The following is a 16659-nucleotide window of genomic DNA, read 5'->3' as shown; positions in this document are numbered from 1 at the left end:
GAGGTCGGCGTCGCGGTCGGCATCGCCGGTGGCGATGAAGACCAGCGCGGCGTTGTCGAAACTGTCCGCGCCCAGCGCGGCCTGGTGATCGGCGCGCCCCGTGGCGACCAGGCCGCGGAGTTCGCTGTCCAGTTCGGGCGCGATGATGGTCAGCCGCGCCTCGGTCCGCAGCACCAGGCGGGACTTGCGCGCGATCTCTTCACCGCCGCCACACAGCACGACACGGCGTCCGTCCATCCGCAGGAACATCGGAAAGTTCTTCATGATCTGTGACCTCGCAACACGAAAAAGGCCGCCGACATTGCCACGACACCTGTCGTGACCTGTCGAGCAGCCTTGCCCAGAACCCGTACTTTGGGAATCAGCGACGCCGTTGTCGCCACCCCAGCCCTACGCGCGCGGGTGACGTGAAGGCAAGGGATTCCCGCCGCAGCGCGGCGCGGACTCCGGGAAGTGCCTGTTCATTGGGCAACTGCCGACCTGCGCCGCCCCGGGCCACGGCCTCCGGCAATTGCCTTATCGGACCTGTTGCGTATAGTTCCGGCCATGGATGACCCGCATAATCCCCGCCCCGGCCACGCCCTGCCCGACCATGTCGCCGGTTCCGGCACGCTTGATCGGCTGGTCGATACTGCCCGCGACTATGCCCGCAGCGCGGCGGCGGACAACACCCTGACCGCCTATGGCAAGGATTGGGCGCATTTTGCCCGCTGGTGCCGGATGCGCGGCACCCATCCGCTGCCGCCCTCGCCCGAGCTGATCGGGCTTTATATCACCGATTGCGCCTCGCCGCAGGGAAAGGCGCTGTCGGTGTCGACGATTGAACGGCGGCTGTCCGGGCTGGCCTGGGGCTATCGCCAGCGCGGTTTTGAACTGGACCGCAAAGACCGGCATATCTCGGCGGTGCTGGCCGGAATCCGGCGCAAACATGCCCGGCCGCCGGTGCAGAAAGAGGCGATCCTGGCCGAGGATATCTGCGCCATGGTCGCCACCCTGCCCTTTGACCTGCGCGGGCTGCGCGACCGGGCGATGCTGCTGCTGGGCTATGCCGGCGGGCTGCGGCGGTCGGAAATCGTCAGCCTGGATGTGCAAAAGGACGACACGCCGGATTCGGGCGGCTGGATCGAGTTCCTGGAGGGCGGCCTGTTGCTGACCTTGAACGCCAAGACCGGCTGGCGCGAGGTCGAGGTCGGCCGCGGTTCAAGCGACCAGACCTGCCCGGTCCATGCGCTGGAACAATGGCTGAGCTTTGCCAAGATCGATTTCGGCCCGGTTTTCGTGCGCACCTCGCGCGATGGCAAGCGCGCGCAGGAGGCGCGGCTGACCGACAAGCATGTCGCGCGGCTGATCAAACAGACGGTGCTGGCCGCCGGGTTGCGGCCCGACCTGCCGGAAAAGGAACGCCTCGCGCTCTATTCCGGCCATTCCCTGCGTGCCGGGCTGGCCTCGTCGGCCGAGGTGGACGAACGCTATGTGCAGAAACACCTCGGCCATGCCTCGGCCGAGATGACGCGCCGCTATCAGCGCCGCCGCGACCGGTTCCGCGTCAACCTGACCAAGGCGGCAGGGCTGTAGCGCCGAAATGTCCCGCGCCCTGCAGGTGCGGGCCGCGGCGACATTCAAACGTCACATCGCCATGCGACACTGCCGGTCATGCAAAATGGCTCCGACACCCGACTTCGCCTGCTGGACGCGGCCGAAAAGGTCATCCGCGAGGCACATGGATCGCTGCAGATATCGGTGCGCCGGATCACCGCCGAGGCCGATTGCAACGTCGCCTCGGTCTCCTATCATTTCGGCTCGTTGGAACAGCTGGGCGTCGCCACCGCGCGGCGGGTCTATCGCCGGCTGAACCAGGAACGGCTGGCCGAGCTGCAGGCTGTCATCGACCGGGCAGCGCCGAAGGCGCCGGGCGTGCATGACATTCTGCGCGCCCTGATCGGCACCTCGGTACGGTGGAGCCTGGATCCGGCCAGCCCCTATGCGGTGTTTCTCTATCTCAACCGGTTGTCTTCACTTTCGGACAAGCCGGAGATCTTCGACGAAATGGTGCAGGACATCACCCATCACCGCATCTTCGCCGACTATCTGGGCCGGGCCGCGCCCTGGTACGATCACGGCGAGATCACCTGGCGCCTGGCAGCGGCGCTGGGGGTCAGGTCGCAGTTCACCCGCCATGCCGACCGTTGCGCGGTGCTGACCGAGGGGCAGATCGGCGCGCTGGACGCCGAAGACCTGATCGACGAACTGTGCCGCATCATCGCGCCGATGTTCAGCCGCCCGGACCAGGCCGTGCGCACCCTCGCGCCCTCGGCCTCTGCCGCCGGGCGGCGCTCAAACACCGTTTGAGCGGCGTCACCTGCGGGATACGGAATCGGGTTAGCACGCCCCAGAACCTAGACAGGGAAAGGGCGCGGCATGGCGGATATCCGCCTTTCTTCCATCAGCAAGAGTTTCGGCGGCCCGGCCGTCGTCAACAATGTCGACCTCGAAATCGGCTCGGGCGAATTCCTGGTGATCCTGGGGCCGTCGGGCTGTGGCAAATCCACCCTGCTGCGGCTGATCGCCGGGCTGGAAGAGGTCACCTCGGGCACCGTTGAAATCGACGGGCGGGTGATGAACCGCGTCGATCCCGGCCGCCGTGGCTGCGCGATGGTGTTCCAGAACTACGCGCTGTACCCGCATATGAGCGTGGCGGGCAATATCGGCTATGGCCTGCGGGTCGAGGGCGTGAAACGCGCCGAACGCAGCGCCCGGGTGACCGAGATCGCCCGCCTGCTGGAACTTGAGGCATTGCTGGACCGCAAGCCGGCGCAATTGTCGGGCGGGCAGCGCCAGCGCGTGGCGATGGCCCGGGCGATGATCCGCAACCCGTCGGTGTTCCTGTTCGACGAACCGCTGTCCAACCTGGACGCCAAGCTGCGGGCCTCGATGCGGATCGAGATCAAGCGGCTGCACCGGCAGCTTGGCACCACCTCGGTTTTTGTCACCCATGACCAGCTTGAGGCGATGACGATGGCCGACCGCATGGTGGTGATGAATGGCGGCCGCATCGAACAGTTGGGCACCCCGCAAGAGATCTATCGCCGCCCGGCGACCGCCTTCGTCGCGGGTTTCATCGGCACCCCGGCAATGAACCTTTTGCCGGGCCGCATCGCCGAGGATGGCGCGGCAGAACTGGCGCTGGGCTGGCGTCCCTGCCCGGGGCTGCGCTGGCCGCTGGCACCGGGCACCGCGATCACCCTGGGCCTGCGCCCCGCGGCGCTGACGCCCGCAGAACTACAGGCAGAGAGCCCCGAATTCACCGCCGATCTCTGCGAGGATGTCGGCACCGAATTGCACCTGCACGCCTGCGCACCCGGACTGGACCTGGTGCTGGCCGTTCCGCCGGACAGCGCGCTGCCGCAGTGCGGTTTCGCGGTCCGGCCCGACCCGGCGCAAGCCCATCTTTTTCACGGTGAAACCGGCCAGCGGATCGAACCGCTGAACGCCCCTTCCGCCCCCAAGACCAAAGGAGCGCCCGCATGGGACATGACCCAACCTTCGTTCACCTGACCGACCTGCATTTCGGCGAACCGGACGACCCGCATCTGCATTCCGACACCGATGCCACCATGGCGCAGATCATCGACCAGGTGCAACGGATCGATCCCAAGCCGGATTTCGTGATCGCCTCGGGCGACCTGGCCAATTCCGGCGATGCGCCCAGCTATCGCAAGCTGGCCGCGGCGCTTGCGGCGCTGGACATGCCGATCCTGTTTGCGCTCGGCAACCACGACACCCGGGAAGGCTTTTACGAGGGCATGCTGGGTCACGAAACCGGCAGCAGCGCACCCTATGACCACGACCAGGTGATCGCCGGCGTGCATATCATCGTGCTGGACAGCTCGGTGCCCGGCGCCATCAGCGGTGCGCTGGATCCGGCCCAGTTCGACTGGTTGGAGGCGCGGCTGGCCGATCACGCCGACCTGCCCAAGCTGATCGTGATACATCACCCGCCAATGCTGGGCGATACGCCGGACGAGGATTTCTGGCGCGGCATCCGCTTCGAGGACAGCCAGCGCCTGGCCGAAACCCTGCGCGGGCATGACATTCGCGGCATCCTGTCGGGCCATATCCACCACGACCGGTTTTCGGTCTGGCACGGGATCCCGGTGATCGTCGGCATGGGCCAGCACGCGGCCACCGATATCCTGGCCACCGACCGGCTGCGCATGGTGCGTGGCGCCTCCTTCGGGATTGGCCGCATCCGCCGGTCCGGCCTGACGATGGCGCTGGTGCCGCTGCCGTCGGACCGCGCCGAGTTGAACGTTTATCCGCTTGCCATGTTGCGCGAACGGGCCGCCGAAATCGAGGCGGCGGCCCAGGCCAGAAATGCCAGCACGGCAGCCGAATAGGCACCCCCCTTCCCCCAACCTGACAAAGAGGTTCAGACATGTTTCGCAGAACACTTCTTAGACTCGGCCTTGCCGCCGCCGCGCTTGGCGCTGGCCTGCCCGCCGTCCGGGCCGAGATGGCCGCCGAGGTGACCGAGCCGGTCACCATCAGCTTCTACTCCTACAACCTGGCCTCGGCCGGCGTCGGCAAGGACACCACGCTTGACCTGGTCAATGACTTCATGGCCGCCAATCCGCTGATCACCGTCGAGCCCATTGCCGCCCCCTCGAACGAGATCCTCAGCCGGGTGCAGGCCGATATCGTCGCCGGGCTGGAACCCGATGTCGCCCAGCTGGTGTTCCGCGACCTGATCTACGCGGCCACCGACCTTGGGGCGCAGCCGCTGGAGGACCTGACCGGCGCGGAGCTGGTCGAACATTCTGTCGGCATGGTCGAAAACGGGCTGGATCTGGGCAAGGTCGATGGCAAGACCTATGGCCTGGCCTATACGTTCTCGACCCCGGTGCTGTTCATCAATGCCGACCTGTTCCGCGCCGCGGGGCTGGATCCGAAGGATCCGCCGAAAACCTGGGCCGAAGTCAAAGAGGCCGGCATCGCGATCCGGGAAAAAACCGGCAAGCACGGCTTTTTCCCCGGCGCCTTCGGCCCGATTGACGGCACCTTTGTCTACCAGTCGATCGTCATGTCGAACGGTGGCAAGGTGCGCGAGGGCAACAAGCTGACCTTTGCCGACCAGCCCGCCGCCGATGCGGTGGCGATGCTGCGCGATCTGCGCGACAGCGGCGCCTATGCCAATATCGACGTGGCCTCGCATATGGACACCTTTGCCGCAGGCGATCTGGGCATGTTCCTGTTCACTTCGGCGGTGCAGTCGCGGTTCCAGAAGATGTCGGAAGGCAAATTCGAAATGGACGTCGCCGCGATGCCGTCTTTCGGCGACAAGCCCACCGCGCCGACCAATTCCGGCTCGGCCCTGTATGTGCTCAGCCAGGACCCGGTCAAGCAGCGCGCGGCCTGGGAACTGATGAAGTTCCTCACCTCCAAACACGCCTATACCCAGATCACCTCGCGGATCGGCTATCTGCCGCTGCGCATCGATATCGTCGACGACCCGGCGTATCTGAAGCCCTGGGTCGAAGCCAACCCGATGATCAAGCCGAACCTGGAACAGTTGAAGCGCCTGACGCCGAATGTCGCTTTCACCGGACCGAATTATCGCCAGGTGGAGAACATGATGAAAGATGCCGCGGCCGAGGCGGTGCTGGGCGACGGCGACCCCTATGAGGTGCTGCGCAAGGCCCAGGACGACGCGCAGAAACTGATGCCGGCCGACGGCTGAGACGCTGACGCCTGAGTGACCCCGCCGGGCGGCCCGCCACCGGGCTGCCCGGCCCCTTTCCCAAGGATTCCCGGAGCGACGGACCGTTGAGCCATATCATGACCGCCGAGACCGCCGTGACGACGCCTGCGCGCAACGGCCTGCTGCCGCGCCTGCGCCTGGCACCGTGGCTGTACCTGGCCCCGACCCTGGCAGTGCTGTTCGTCTGGATCTACCTCCCCCTGTTCCAGGCGGTGCAACTGTCATTCACCCAGTGGAACATGCTGCCCACCGCGACGCCGCGCCCGGTCGGCTGGGAAAACTACCGCAATCTGCTGGCGCTGCCGGAATTGCGGCAGGCCGCCTGGAACACCCTGTGGTACGTGCTGGGCCTGTTGCCGCTTTCGGTTCTGGTGCCGCTGGCGGTGGCGATCCTGACCCAGGACCTGGGCGGGCCGCTGCGCAACCTGTACCGCGCGCTGATCTTCATCCCGATGATCGTGCCGCCCATCGTCGCCGCGGTGCTGTGGCGCTGGCTGCTGAACGAGGATTACGGGCTGGTGAACCGGATCATCACCGCGCTCGGCGCCGATCCGGTCAGCTTTTTCCAGAACCCCGACATCGCGCTTTGGACGATGGTCTGGATCACCGGCTGGAAGCTGATGGGATTTGCCACGCTGCTGCTGTCGGCCGCAAATGGCACCATCGATCCCGGCTATGTCGAGGCCGCGCGGATGGACGGGGCGACACGCTGGCAGATCGTTCGCGATATCCGCCTGCCGCTGCTGTCGCCGACGATCCTGCTGCTGACGATGATGACCATCCTGTTCGGCGCGCAGTGGAGTTTTGTCTATATCAACGCGATCACCGATGGCGGCCCGCTGGGCTCGACCACCAACGTGTTCTTCCTGATGTGGAAATATGGGTTCCAAACGTTTTCCGCCGGCTGGAGCGCCACCGCGGGGGTGATGACCTTCGTGGTGTTCGGGCTGATCGCGCTGGCCCTGTTGACCCTGTCCAGAAAGCTTGCCTTCCATGACAACTAAACCCGCCCTCTCCGGCCTGGCCACCCATGCCGTCATGGTGCTGCTTGCCTTGGTGGCGGTGGTGCCGGTCTATTGGATGGTGGCCACCGCGTTGCGTCCGGAAACCGAGCTGTTCTCGACCACGCTCTGGCCGACGCGGCCCAGCCTGGAGCATTTTGCCTATGTGTTGGAGGTGATTCCGATGCTGCGGATGCTGTGGAACACCTTGCTCATGGCCGCCGCGACCGCGCTGGCACAGATCGCGACGGCGCTGTTTGCCGCCTATGCGCTGACGCAATGGCGGTTTCGCGGGTCCAACCTGGTGCACAGCCTGATCGCCCTGTCCTGGCTGGTGCCATTCCAGGTTACGATGATCCCCAATTATGTCCTGGCCACCAAGCTGGGCCTGCTGAACAGCCTGACCGGGCTGGTGCTGCCCAATGCCGCCGCCGCCTTTGCGGTGCTGGTGCTGTACAACGCGATGAAGTCCTTTCCCAAACAGGTGATCGAAGCCGCCCGCATGGACGGCGCCGGCCATTGGCGCATCCTGTGGCAGGTGGTGGTGCCCAACCTGCGGGCGGCGCTGGCGTCGCTGGGCGTCCTGGCCTTCATATCGGCATGGAACGAATATTTCTGGCCGCTGCTTCTGATCCGCAAGATCGACAATGCCGTGGTGCAGATCGGCCTGCAGATGTTCATGTCGCAGGAGGGCAATCAATGGGGCGCGCTGATGGCGGCGGCGACGCTTGCCTCGCTACCGGTGCTGGCGATCTATCTGGTGCTACACCGGCAGGTCATTGAAAGCTTTATGAAATCGGGGATCAAATGAGCGAAGCGAGCACGGCACGGAAACTGCAACTGGATGGCGTGCACAACATCCGCGACCTGGGCGGCCTGTTGCGCGATGATCGCCGCACCACGCGGCGCGGCCGGGCCTATCGGGCCTGCGGGATGGATGGCCTGAGCGCCGCCGGCGAGGCTGCCTTGCTGCGCACGGGGGTTGACCACGTCATCGACCTGCGGTCACCCGCCGAGGTCGCCGCGATTCCCGGCCCGTTCCACACCCATCCGGGCCGCCGTGAGGTGTCGCTGTTCGAAGGGCTTGCACCTCTGGCCCAGTGCCTGCGCCAGGCGCCCCAGGCCGGCTTGGCCAATCGCTATATCCTGGCGCTGAAACAGGCGCCGGCACAGTTTGCCCGTGTGTTCCGGCTGATCGCCCAGCCCGGCGACAGGCCGGTGCTGTTTCACTGTACCGCCGGCAAGGACCGCACCGGCCTGATCGCGGCGCTGCTGCTGGCCCTGAATCAGGTCGAGTATGAACAGATCGTGCAGGACTATGCCGCCACCGCAACGTTGGGCGCGGATCTGCTCGCGCGGCTGCGTGCCCGCGCCCTTTTGCGGGGGGACGAGCCGGCCCTGGTCGAGCAGGCGCTGCGATCCGATGCCGCCACGATGGCACAGGTCCTGACCTGGATCGACAGCCACCACGGCTCCGTCGCCGGCTATCTCTCCGCCACCGGGTTGGACGCCGACAGCCTGGATCGGCTGGCGCGGATGCTCTAGCGTTCGGCGCCACACCCGCCAGGCGGCTCGGCCGGCTTCCTGCCGGCCCGCGCCCTCGCCTGACCGCAGCCGCCCGCCTCCCGGCCGGATCGCGGCGGGTCGGGCTTTCACCATCTTGTCAGATCGGCAGGATCACCGGCTTGCCATCGATCAGGTGCACCTCGACCTGGGCATCATACAGCTGGCTCAGCACCTCGGGGGTGAACACCGTCGCCGGCGCGCCCTCGTTCAGCACCTGGCCGTCCTTGACGGCGATAACGTGATCGGCAAAGCGCGCGGCGATGGTCAGGTCATGCAGCACGGTGACAACCGTGCGTCCGGACCGGCTGCGCTGCGCCAGAATCTGCATCACCCGGCGGGCATGGGTCAGGTCGAGATTGTTCAGCGGCTCGTCCAGCAGCAGAACCTCGGTTTCTTGTGCCAGCGCCATGGCGATCAGCGCGCGCTGCTGCTGACCGCCCGACAGGGTGTCGAGGTGACGTTCCGCCAAGTCGCTCAGTGCCAGGTCCTGCAGGCAGGCATCGACGATCTTGCGATCCGCGGCGGTCAGGTGGCCGGGATTGTGCGGGTAACGGCCAAAGCCCACCAGGTCGCGCACCGTCAGGCGCGGCGTGATGCGGGTGGCCTGGCGCAGCGTCGTGACCCGTCGGGCAAAGGCGGCGCGCGCAAGCGCGGCGGCATTTTCGCCGCCCAGCCGGATCATGCCGCTGTCCGGCACCAGCATGCGACCCAGCATCGCCAGCAACGTGGACTTGCCGGCACCGTTCGGCCCCACCAGCGCGGTGATCGCGCCGGAAGGTGCGCTGGCGGAGACCCGGTCCAGGATGCGCTTGCCGCCGGTGCTGTAGTTCAATTCCTGGCAACCGATCATGCGCGCGCCCTGCGGAACAGAAGCAGGATGAACACCAGCCCGCCGACCCCTTCGATCACCACGGTGACCGTGCTTTGCAATTGCAGGACCCGTTCAAACAGCGCCTGGCACAGCACCAGCAACCCTGCCGCGATCAGCGCCGCAAGCGGCAGCAGCGTGGCATGCCGCCAGGTTCCCGCCAGCTGATGCGCAATGGCCGAGACCAGCAGGCCGAAAAACACGATCGGTCCAACCAGCGCCGTCGACACCGCCACCAGCAGCGTCACCAGCACCATCAGCCCCTGGGCGGCGCGCCGATGTTCGACCCCCAGCACCATCGCACTGTCGCGGCCCAGGGCGATCACGTCCAAGCGCCGCGCCATGGCCAGGATCAGCCCGGCCACAGCCATGGTCACGCCGGTGGTGATCCAGAGCAGATCGCTGTCGATCGAGCTGAAGCGGGCATAGGAATTGGCAATGACATAGGAATATTCCGACGGGTCGATCAGACGCGCAACCAGCGCGTTGAGACTGCGCAACAGGATTCCCAGCACGATACCGGTCAGAACCAGGCGGTGCAGATCCGCGCTGCGACGCAACATGAGGCCGAAAAGCAGCGTCGCCACGCCGATCATGATCAGGGTTTCCAGGGCAAAGAGCGGCGCCCCCTGCAAGGCGGCAAATCCGGCGCCGCCAAAGGTCAGCACCAGCACCGACTGGATCAGCACATAAAGCGCATCGAACCCCATGATCGCCGGCGTCAGGATACGGTTGCCGGTGATGGTCTGGAACACGATGGTCGAGACCGCCACGGCGGCGGCCACCACCGTCAACGCCAGCAGCTTTTCACCCCGAAAGGCCAGGATAAAGCCCCAGTCCCCCCGCGCGCCCAGCGTCAGGAACAGGCCGGCAGCGGCAAGATAGAAGCCGCCCGCCGCGGCCAGCAGGCTAAGCCGCATGGGCGCGCCTCCCCTGCAGCAGCCAGAGAAAGACCGCCGCCCCCACCACGCCCAGGATGGTGCCAACCGGGATCTCGTAGGGATACCAGATCACCCGGCCGAGGATATCGCAGGCCAAAACCAGCGCAGCGCCGAAGGCCGCCAGCCCGGGCAGCGAATGGCGCAGGTGATCGCCGGCCAGGCGGCTGGCGATATTGGGCACCACCAGCCCGACAAAGGGCAACATCCCGACGGAGACCACCGTGACCGCGGTGACCACCGAGACGATGGCCAGGCCCAGCGCCATCACCTGGGCATAGTTCAGCCCCAGCGACAGGCTCATTTCTTCGCCCATACCGGCAATGGTGAAGCGGTTGGCATAGGCATAGGCGAGCACCGTGGCCGCCCCGGCCAGCCACAGGAATTCATAGCGCCCCAGCATCACGCCCGAGAGCTCGCCGCTGGTCCAGACCTCGATATATTGCAGCATGTCGTTTTCGAAAGCGAGGAACACGGCCAGGGCGGCGAGTATCCCGCCATAGACGATCCCGGTCAGCGGCACCAGCATCGGGTCGCGCGGCGGCAGACGCCGCACCAGCGCCATGAACCCCGCCGTGGCGGCCAGCGCGGAAACGGTCGCGACCAGCATCTTGACCCAGATTGCCGCTGCCGGCGCCGCCAGCGTCACCAGCACCAGCCCCAGGCCGGCGGCTTGCGCGGTGCCCACCGTGGCCGGTTCGACAAAGCGGTTGCGCGCCAGCATCTGCATGATCACCCCGGCCACCGCCAGTGCGGCACCAGCCAGCATTGCCGCCACGGTGCGTGGCAGGCGGCTGACCGCAAGCAGCCACAGCGCGTCCTGGTCCAGCCGTGCCGCGCCCAGCGCCAGGCTGACAGCGATCAGCCCGGCAAACAGCACCGCCAGTTTCCAGCCTGCAGTCACTCGGAAACCCGGGCCTCCGCATCGAAGGCCGTGCGCAGGGTGGTCAGCGCTGCCAGGATCGACTGAACCCCGCCGCCGGCGATGTAAAGCGCCCCGGCGTCCAGATAGATCACCCGTCCCTGTTGCCAGGCGCGCATTTCGCGCACCAGCGCGTTGTCCAGCGTGACCTGCGCCGAGGCGCCCTCGCCCCCAATGGCGGCCACCCGGTCGATCACCAGCAACCAGTCGGGATCGGCTTCGCGCAGGAATTCGAAGGACACCGCCTGCCCATGGGTGGTGTCTTCCAAATCCGGCACTGCCTCGGGCAGGTTCAGATAGGCGTGCAGCCACCCAAAACGCGACCCGCTGCCATAGGCCGAAATGCGGGGGCCATTGGTCATCACGATCAGCGCGTTGCCCTGGCCGGCCACCGCTGCCCGCGTGTCGGCCAGCGCCGCCTCGACCTGCTGGCGCAGTTCGGCGGCCTGCGGCTGCAGCCCATAGATCGTCCCGTATGCCGCCAGCCGGTCCAGGCCCTGCGCCACCAGGTCGGTGCCCCAGATCGTCATGTCGACGGCCGGAGCAATGCGCTGGACGGTTTCCAGATGTTCAATCGACCGTCCGCCCAAAATCACCAGATCCGGCGCAGCGGCATGGATCGCCTCGATATCCGGTTCGAATAGCGTGCCAGCCTCACCCTGATATTCCGACAGGTAGGGCAGATAGGTCTGGCTGACCGAGGTGATATTCGTCACCCCCAGCGCATCCAGCGTATCCAGCGCGGCCATATCGTAGACAAAGGTCGATTGCGGTGCGGTTTCGATCTCGACCGGGCCGCGAAAGGTCTCGATCGTGACGGAGTCGGCCGATGCTGCGGAAACGCCGATGGCCAGGATCAGCGGCAGCGCGAAAATTGATCGTTTCACCTAGGACTCCCAAAAGCTATGGTTTTTGCACCGCCCCGTGCGGGCGACAGGGGGGCGGGGAAATCGAGCGATGCGCGATCGCCTCCGCTGACAGGAAGGACATGCAGGATGGCGGATCAGACAAGACCCGGCGCGGTCCTGTTCGAAAGCGATACCGACCCCGAAATCGCTTACAGCCGGCTGTGGATCAACCTGTTGCGGATCCAGCGCAGCACGATGGCCCGGATCGCCCGCGAGTTGCGGGACCAAGGCATCGGCGATCCGATCTGGCATGAGATCCTGATTCAGATCGACCGGGCCGGCGACAGCGGCATTGTCATGGCCGATCTCGAACGCCGGCTTTATTGCCCGCAATATGCGCTGTCGCGCCATGTCGCGCGGCTGGAGGATCTGGGCCTGATCCGCAGCGCCGCCACCCTCGGGCCGGGCCGCAGCAAACGGGTGATGATGACCGCGGCGGGGCGCGACAAGAACGCGGCGATGTGGCCGGTCTATGCCCGTATCATCCGGGAAGAATTCGCCACCCGGCTCTCGACCGAGGAGGCCTATCACATCGTCCGCTACCTGATCCGGCTGTATCCCTGAACACACTTTTGCACCGGCCGTTTCCGGCCGGTGCAAGGACAAGGGTTCAACAGCTGCGCGGGTCACGTCAGAAACGGGCGATTGCGACCAGGGAAACGGTGCGCCCCGGCTCTTTCAGCGTGGTGACCGACAGGTAATCGGCGCCATAGCTGGCGCGATCGGCATATTCGGTGTCGAACAGGTTGGAAATCTCGGCCCGGATGGTCAGGTTCTGGCGCGCCGGCGGCGTGTATTCGGCAAACAGGCTGACCACCTCGTAGCCTTCGAGGTCCAGTTCGCTGCCGGTGCTGTCGGTGGAATAGTCCAGCGCGATATCCAGGCCGCCGCCAACTCTCAACCCGTCGAGGCCGGTGTCCTGCTCGATCTCGAAGGCCATGACCGTGCCCAGCGGAGCGCCGAAATCCTGCGCCGAATAGGTGTCGGAGGGCGATCCGTTGACCTCGACATCGCTGTGCGACAGCGTCGCCCGCGCAAAGCCGCTGGACCAGCCATAGGTCGCTCCGAGATTGAAGCCGCGGCTTTCGAAATCGAAATTGGAGATGCCGCTGCGGGCATTGTCGATCTGGGTGACAAAAATTTCGCCGCCAAGCTTCAGATTGCCGGGTTCCCAATCAAACCCCAGCGTGGCGTTTTTCGCGCGCGACGGCTCCAGCGTGGCATAGGTCCAGCTGGGCAGGTAGGTATAGTTGTCCTCGATATCGATGCCGCCAAAAACCGAGGACAGGCCGCCGCGGATGGCGAAGGTATCGCTCAGCCAATAGGTCGCCGAGATATTGCCTGACATCCCCGAATTGTCGAGGCTGGCGGTGTTCAGCCCGGTGAATTCCTGATGATCGAAACGGGCACCGAAGGACAGGTTCAGCCGATCCGTCGGTTCCAGGCGGGCCTGGGCGAAGATGCCGTAGACCTTCGACTCTTCGCGATAATCCTCGCCAAAGGTCGGGCTGGTGTAGTTGCCAAAGCGCTTCTGGTGGTCGATCCCGGCAACAACGGTGTTGTTGCCGCCCAGATTGAAGGTGTTCTGCAGGCTGGCCGACCAGGTGCCCGAACGGCCATTGCTGTCCCAGGGATCGGGAATGATGATTTCGCTTTCCGAATACCCAAGCGACAGTTTGGGATCCCACAGGCCATCGGCCAGCACGTTTTCATAGGTGAAGGAATAGCTCGACCGGGTGGTGTCATACAGACGCAGGTTGTCGACCACGCCGCCCAGTCCGCCGAAATTGGCGCGGAACTGGCGCAGTTCCTGATCATCAAGCTGCTGACCGGTCAGTTCGAACCGGTGGCCTTCCGGCCCCTGATAGGCGATCTTGCCGAGATAGCTGTAGAGGTCGGCAGCGGTGCCCAGGATCGTGGTGCCATCGCCGCTTTGGTAATCGTCACCCTCGGCGCGCTTGACATAACCCAGCCAGGAAAACCCCTGGTGCACCCCGGCCAGGGTCAGCGCCCCCTGCTGGGTGGCGCCATTGTCGGAATACCCCAGGCGCAGGTTGCCGCCGACATTCTGACCCTCCGGCACGACATCTTCGGGATCGACGGTTTCGAACACGACCGAGCCGGCGAGGGCGTAAGGCCCGGCATCGGCCGGCGACACCGTGGCATCCACCCGCACCTGCTTGAGCAATCCGGGGTCGATGGCATTGGCGGAGACATGGTGGAAGGCGCGGTTGTTCTGCGCCGCGCCATCGATCGTCACGCCCAGGTTCAGCATGTCGACGCCGTTGATATAGATTTTCTGGGTCAGCGGCAGCGCACCGCCGACCGAGACCGAGGCGATGCCGGCAAACACATCCTTCAGATCGCCGGTACGGGCCCGCTCCAACTCGAGATCGGAGACGTACATCGAGGTAGCGCGGTCGGCGGCCCCGGAAAAGGTGTCCCGGCGTTCGACCAACAGCGGGTCCAGATCGAACACATAGCGCTGGTCCTGTGCCTCCGCCGTCCCGGCGCCGATGGTGGCGACGCTCCCTAAAAACAATGTCCGAAAATTGCGCGTTAGCGCGCCGTCGCATGGCCGCATGATTATCCCTCGTCAATCTGATTGTGTCTGCATCGGCTGGCGGCGGCGGACCGTGCGAATTAATTTCCGACTATTATAGTCTGGATCATCATGCAAGTGCATGAATCGCGACGGTCGAATGGCCCGTTCACAGCCGAATGACGGCTGCCCCCATAGGGTCCGGACGGATCGACGGACGGTCTGTATCCGATGCTGCGCAATCTGCGCGACGGCAATCTCTTTACTTGTTTTTCAAGGTGATGACCTTGCCCGCCACCGCCTTGCATGTGTTGAGCGAAAGGTTCTCACGCGATGGCGGCGGTTGACCTATTCCGCCGCCGCAAGCCGCCCGCGGCAATAGCACGAGGCTTTCACCGCGACATCCGCGCGGGCGGCGGCCTTGTCGAGCTGCAGCTTGATATGCCGGGCCTCGGCGGTTTCGCCCCGCCGGGTCAGGCATTCATGCAGGCCGTGTAGGCTCCAGACATTGCCGGGGTGCTGGCAGGCGCGGCTTAACGTGGCGTCGAGCCCCAGATCCGCCCGATAGACCGCTTCGGCCTCGGCCACCTGCCCCTGTTCAAGCAAAAGCGCGCCAAGCGCATGGCGGGTCGGCTGCATCCAAGCCCAGGGCTCGTCATAAGGCAGGGCGTCGTCGATCTCGACCGCGCGGCGCAGATGGGCAAAGGCGGTGTCATGCGCGCCGGCGTGGTAGGCCAGTTCGCCCAGCATCATCTGTTCGGCGACGCTCAAGATGTCGCGGCAGGTGTTGTTGAACAACATGCGGCTTTCCGGGACTCGGGCCAACGCCTGTTCAAACGCATCCTTCTCGGCCTTGGCATCGTCGATCCGGCCCAGATTGGCCAGCGCGACGGTGCGGGCATAGCGCATCATCGCCAGGGTGACGCAATACAGCTCCGGGTCTTCGGGCAGGTCCTGATCAAGGATGTCCTGCCAGCGCCCGAAGCGGATCAGCACGTGCTGTTTCATCGGGATGAAGCCCTCGAACCAGTCGGCCAAGGGCCGCAGCGTCGCCTCGGGCAGGGTGGCGACCAGTTCCTCGGCCGAGGCCAGCGCCTTTGCCGGTTGGCCCAGGAACATCGCGCCGTAGATCCGGAAATGGTAGTTGTGGCAGCGGTAGACCGAATAGAAATTGTCGGCGCCGTCGCGGGCCAGGAACTTGCGGTCGGCTTCGATCGCCGCCTCGTTGCGCAGCACCACATTCACGTAATCGCCGCAGAGCACGTCGATATGGGTCGGCATATGCAGCAGGTGCCCGGCATCGGGCACCAGCGCGCCCAGCGCATCGCCGTGGCGCAGCGCCCGCTCGGGATGCGGCGACATTTCCATCAGGTGGATATACATGTGCAGCAGCCCGGCATGCTGCCAGGCGCCGGGCAGGTCGTCGAAGGCGGCCTCCAGAACCGAGATCGCCTCCAGCGTATCCGCACCCGCGGCGGGCTGGCCGCTGGGCAGGTCCCAAAGCTGCCAGGGCGTCCGGTTCATCAGCGCTTCGGCAAAGATCGCGCAGATGTCGGGATCGTCGCGGTGGCCGGTCCAGACCTGGCGCATGGCCTCGGCAAAGGCGTCATGCCAGGGGCCGAAATCCTCCACATCCGCCGTGTCGGGATAGCGGGTGGCGATCGCCTCGATCAGCGCGCGTTCGACCGGGGTGCATTGGTCCAGCCGGGCCTGCGCGGCCGCGATCGCGGACTGCGCCATGGCGACGCATTCGGGTTTTTCCGGCGCTTCGAAGGCCACCCAGGGTTTGTTGTAATTGGGCCCGGCGCAATAGGCGATGCCCCATTGCGCCATGGCACAGCCCGGATCCGCCTCAAGCGCTCTGCGGAAACAGGCGATCGCCTCTTCGTGGTTATAGCCATAGGTCCAGGCGAGGCCCCGGTCGAACCAAAGCTGCGCCTCGGCGGAGGCGGTGGAGACCGGCCGCGAATAGGACCCGAGGTCGTAATATTCCATGATCGGCGCCCTCCCCTCGCCTGGTGCGATCATACCGCATCGGCCGCCATTTCGATAGCGCCCGATGCGAACCGTCCGACCCGGCACGCCCGTCAGGTGGCGCTGGCCCGCGGCAGCGCCGCAGCGGGCTGAGCCGCATCGGGCCGGGCGCGGTTGGCCCG

General features: G+C 65.7%; 16 protein-coding genes. 9 read left to right on the top strand and 7 right to left on the bottom strand.

What is annotated here, in order from left to right; translation table 11 throughout:
• Positions 1-264, bottom strand: a 264-nt coding sequence (locus tag CVM52_RS16725) for a precorrin-2 dehydrogenase/sirohydrochlorin ferrochelatase family protein (protein WP_276308643.1), incomplete at its 3' end; no start/stop codon positions are given.
• A 282-nt stretch (positions 265-546) separates the two neighbouring features.
• On the opposite strand from CVM52_RS16725, the gene CVM52_RS16720 reads away from it, so the two are divergent.
• The 8 genes from CVM52_RS16720 (at position 547) to CVM52_RS16685 (ending at position 8304) form a co-directional block, all read left to right on the top strand.
• Positions 547-1575 carry a tyrosine-type recombinase/integrase gene (locus CVM52_RS16720; protein ID WP_100163611.1) on the top strand — a complete coding sequence of 343 codons (1029 nt, stop codon included), beginning with the start codon at positions 547-549 and terminating at the stop codon, positions 1573-1575.
• Positions 1576-1653: 78 nt separating this feature from the next.
• A complete protein-coding gene (locus CVM52_RS16715) occupies positions 1654-2349 on the top strand; it encodes a TetR/AcrR family transcriptional regulator (protein WP_100163610.1) in 696 nt (231 codons plus the stop codon).
• A gap of 69 nt (positions 2350-2418) precedes the next feature.
• On the top strand, positions 2419-3555 hold the full coding sequence (locus CVM52_RS16710; RefSeq protein ID WP_100163609.1) for an ABC transporter ATP-binding protein: 1137 nt from the start codon (positions 2419-2421) through the stop codon (positions 3553-3555).
• Positions 3525-4397 (top strand): metallophosphoesterase, encoded by an 873-nt coding sequence (locus tag CVM52_RS16705; RefSeq protein ID WP_100163608.1) that lies wholly within the window; start codon positions 3525-3527, stop codon positions 4395-4397. Before CVM52_RS16710 ends, CVM52_RS16705 begins: the two co-directional genes overlap by 31 nt.
• Before the next feature lie 38 nt (positions 4398-4435).
• Positions 4436-5737 carry an ABC transporter substrate-binding protein gene (locus tag CVM52_RS16700; RefSeq protein WP_100163607.1) on the top strand — a complete coding sequence of 434 codons (1302 nt, stop codon included), beginning with the start codon at positions 4436-4438 and terminating at the stop codon, positions 5735-5737.
• Between the two features lie 86 nt (positions 5738-5823).
• Entirely contained in the window at positions 5824-6762 is a 939-nt protein-coding gene (locus CVM52_RS16695; RefSeq protein WP_240620986.1) for a carbohydrate ABC transporter permease, read from the top strand.
• A complete protein-coding gene (locus tag CVM52_RS16690) occupies positions 6752-7570 on the top strand; it encodes a carbohydrate ABC transporter permease (protein ID WP_100163605.1) in 819 nt (272 codons plus the stop codon). The genes CVM52_RS16695 and CVM52_RS16690 overlap by 11 nt, the downstream gene beginning before the upstream one ends.
• Complete coding sequence (locus tag CVM52_RS16685; protein ID WP_100163604.1) at positions 7567-8304, top strand: tyrosine-protein phosphatase; 738 nt, start codon at positions 7567-7569, stop codon at positions 8302-8304. The genes CVM52_RS16690 and CVM52_RS16685 overlap by 4 nt, the downstream gene beginning before the upstream one ends.
• A 118-nt stretch (positions 8305-8422) precedes the next feature.
• Here the strand turns inward: CVM52_RS16685 and CVM52_RS16680 are convergent, their stop codons facing one another.
• Genes CVM52_RS16680 through CVM52_RS16665 form a run of 4 tightly spaced genes read right to left on the bottom strand, consistent with a single transcriptional unit; the run spans position 8423 to position 11940 of the window.
• The gene (locus CVM52_RS16680; protein ID WP_100163603.1) at positions 8423-9175 is read right to left on the bottom strand and encodes an ATP-binding cassette domain-containing protein; all 753 of its coding nucleotides are present in this window, start codon (positions 9173-9175) and stop codon (positions 8423-8425) included.
• Positions 9172-10113, bottom strand: coding sequence for an iron chelate uptake ABC transporter family permease subunit (locus CVM52_RS16675; RefSeq protein WP_100163602.1), 942 nt, complete (start codon positions 10111-10113; stop codon positions 9172-9174). The genes CVM52_RS16680 and CVM52_RS16675 overlap by 4 nt, the downstream gene beginning before the upstream one ends.
• Positions 10103-11035, bottom strand: a complete 933-nt coding sequence (locus CVM52_RS16670; protein WP_240620985.1) for an ABC transporter permease — start codon at positions 11033-11035, stop codon at positions 10103-10105. Before CVM52_RS16670 ends, CVM52_RS16675 begins: the two co-directional genes overlap by 11 nt.
• Positions 11032-11940, bottom strand: a complete 909-nt coding sequence (locus CVM52_RS16665) for a siderophore ABC transporter substrate-binding protein (RefSeq protein ID WP_205964977.1) — start codon at positions 11938-11940, stop codon at positions 11032-11034. The genes CVM52_RS16670 and CVM52_RS16665 overlap by 4 nt, the downstream gene beginning before the upstream one ends.
• A 108-nt stretch (positions 11941-12048) precedes the next feature.
• Here CVM52_RS16665 and CVM52_RS16660 point away from each other — a divergent pair, with 108 nt between their 5' ends.
• Positions 12049-12525: a MarR family winged helix-turn-helix transcriptional regulator gene (locus CVM52_RS16660; RefSeq protein WP_100163601.1), complete on the top strand. Its 477-nt coding sequence runs from the start codon at positions 12049-12051 to the stop codon at positions 12523-12525.
• Between the two features lie 67 nt (positions 12526-12592).
• Here the strand turns inward: CVM52_RS16660 and CVM52_RS16655 are convergent, their stop codons facing one another.
• Positions 12593-14545, bottom strand: coding sequence for a TonB-dependent receptor plug domain-containing protein (locus CVM52_RS16655; protein ID WP_100163600.1), 1953 nt, complete (start codon positions 14543-14545; stop codon positions 12593-12595).
• Positions 14546-14851: 306 nt separating this feature from the next.
• Positions 14852-16498, bottom strand: coding sequence for a tetratricopeptide repeat protein (locus CVM52_RS16650; protein WP_100163599.1), 1647 nt, complete (start codon positions 16496-16498; stop codon positions 14852-14854).
• Positions 16499-16659: the final 161 nt, after the last annotated feature.

The sequence above is a fragment of the Pseudooceanicola lipolyticus genome (assembly GCF_002786325.1).
In the GTDB taxonomy this organism is placed as follows: domain Bacteria; phylum Pseudomonadota; class Alphaproteobacteria; order Rhodobacterales; family Rhodobacteraceae; genus Pseudooceanicola_C; species Pseudooceanicola_C lipolyticus.
The sequence above is the reverse complement of the archived record's forward strand: the minus strand, read 5'-3'. Positions and strand labels throughout refer to the sequence as shown.

Coding starts and splice junctions, on each gene's coding strand:
- CVM52_RS16720 (WP_100163611.1), top strand. CDS start 547: ATGGATGACCCGCATAATCCCCGCCCCGGCCACGCCCTGCCCGACCAT.
- CVM52_RS16715 (WP_100163610.1), top strand. CDS start 1,654: ATGCAAAATGGCTCCGACACCCGACTTCGCCTGCTGGACGCGGCCGAA.
- CVM52_RS16710 (WP_100163609.1), top strand. CDS start 2,419: ATGGCGGATATCCGCCTTTCTTCCATCAGCAAGAGTTTCGGCGGCCCG.
- CVM52_RS16705 (WP_100163608.1), top strand. CDS start 3,525: ATGGGACATGACCCAACCTTCGTTCACCTGACCGACCTGCATTTCGGC.
- CVM52_RS16700 (WP_100163607.1), top strand. CDS start 4,436: ATGTTTCGCAGAACACTTCTTAGACTCGGCCTTGCCGCCGCCGCGCTT.
- CVM52_RS16690 (WP_100163605.1), top strand. CDS start 6,752: ATGACAACTAAACCCGCCCTCTCCGGCCTGGCCACCCATGCCGTCATG.
- CVM52_RS16685 (WP_100163604.1), top strand. CDS start 7,567: ATGAGCGAAGCGAGCACGGCACGGAAACTGCAACTGGATGGCGTGCAC.
- CVM52_RS16680 (WP_100163603.1), bottom strand. CDS start 9,175: ATGATCGGTTGCCAGGAATTGAACTACAGCACCGGCGGCAAGCGCATC.
- CVM52_RS16675 (WP_100163602.1), bottom strand. CDS start 10,113: ATGCGGCTTAGCCTGCTGGCCGCGGCGGGCGGCTTCTATCTTGCCGCT.
- CVM52_RS16660 (WP_100163601.1), top strand. CDS start 12,049: ATGGCGGATCAGACAAGACCCGGCGCGGTCCTGTTCGAAAGCGATACC.
- CVM52_RS16655 (WP_100163600.1), bottom strand. CDS start 14,545: ATGCGGCCATGCGACGGCGCGCTAACGCGCAATTTTCGGACATTGTTT.
- CVM52_RS16650 (WP_100163599.1), bottom strand. CDS start 16,498: ATGGAATATTACGACCTCGGGTCCTATTCGCGGCCGGTCTCCACCGCC.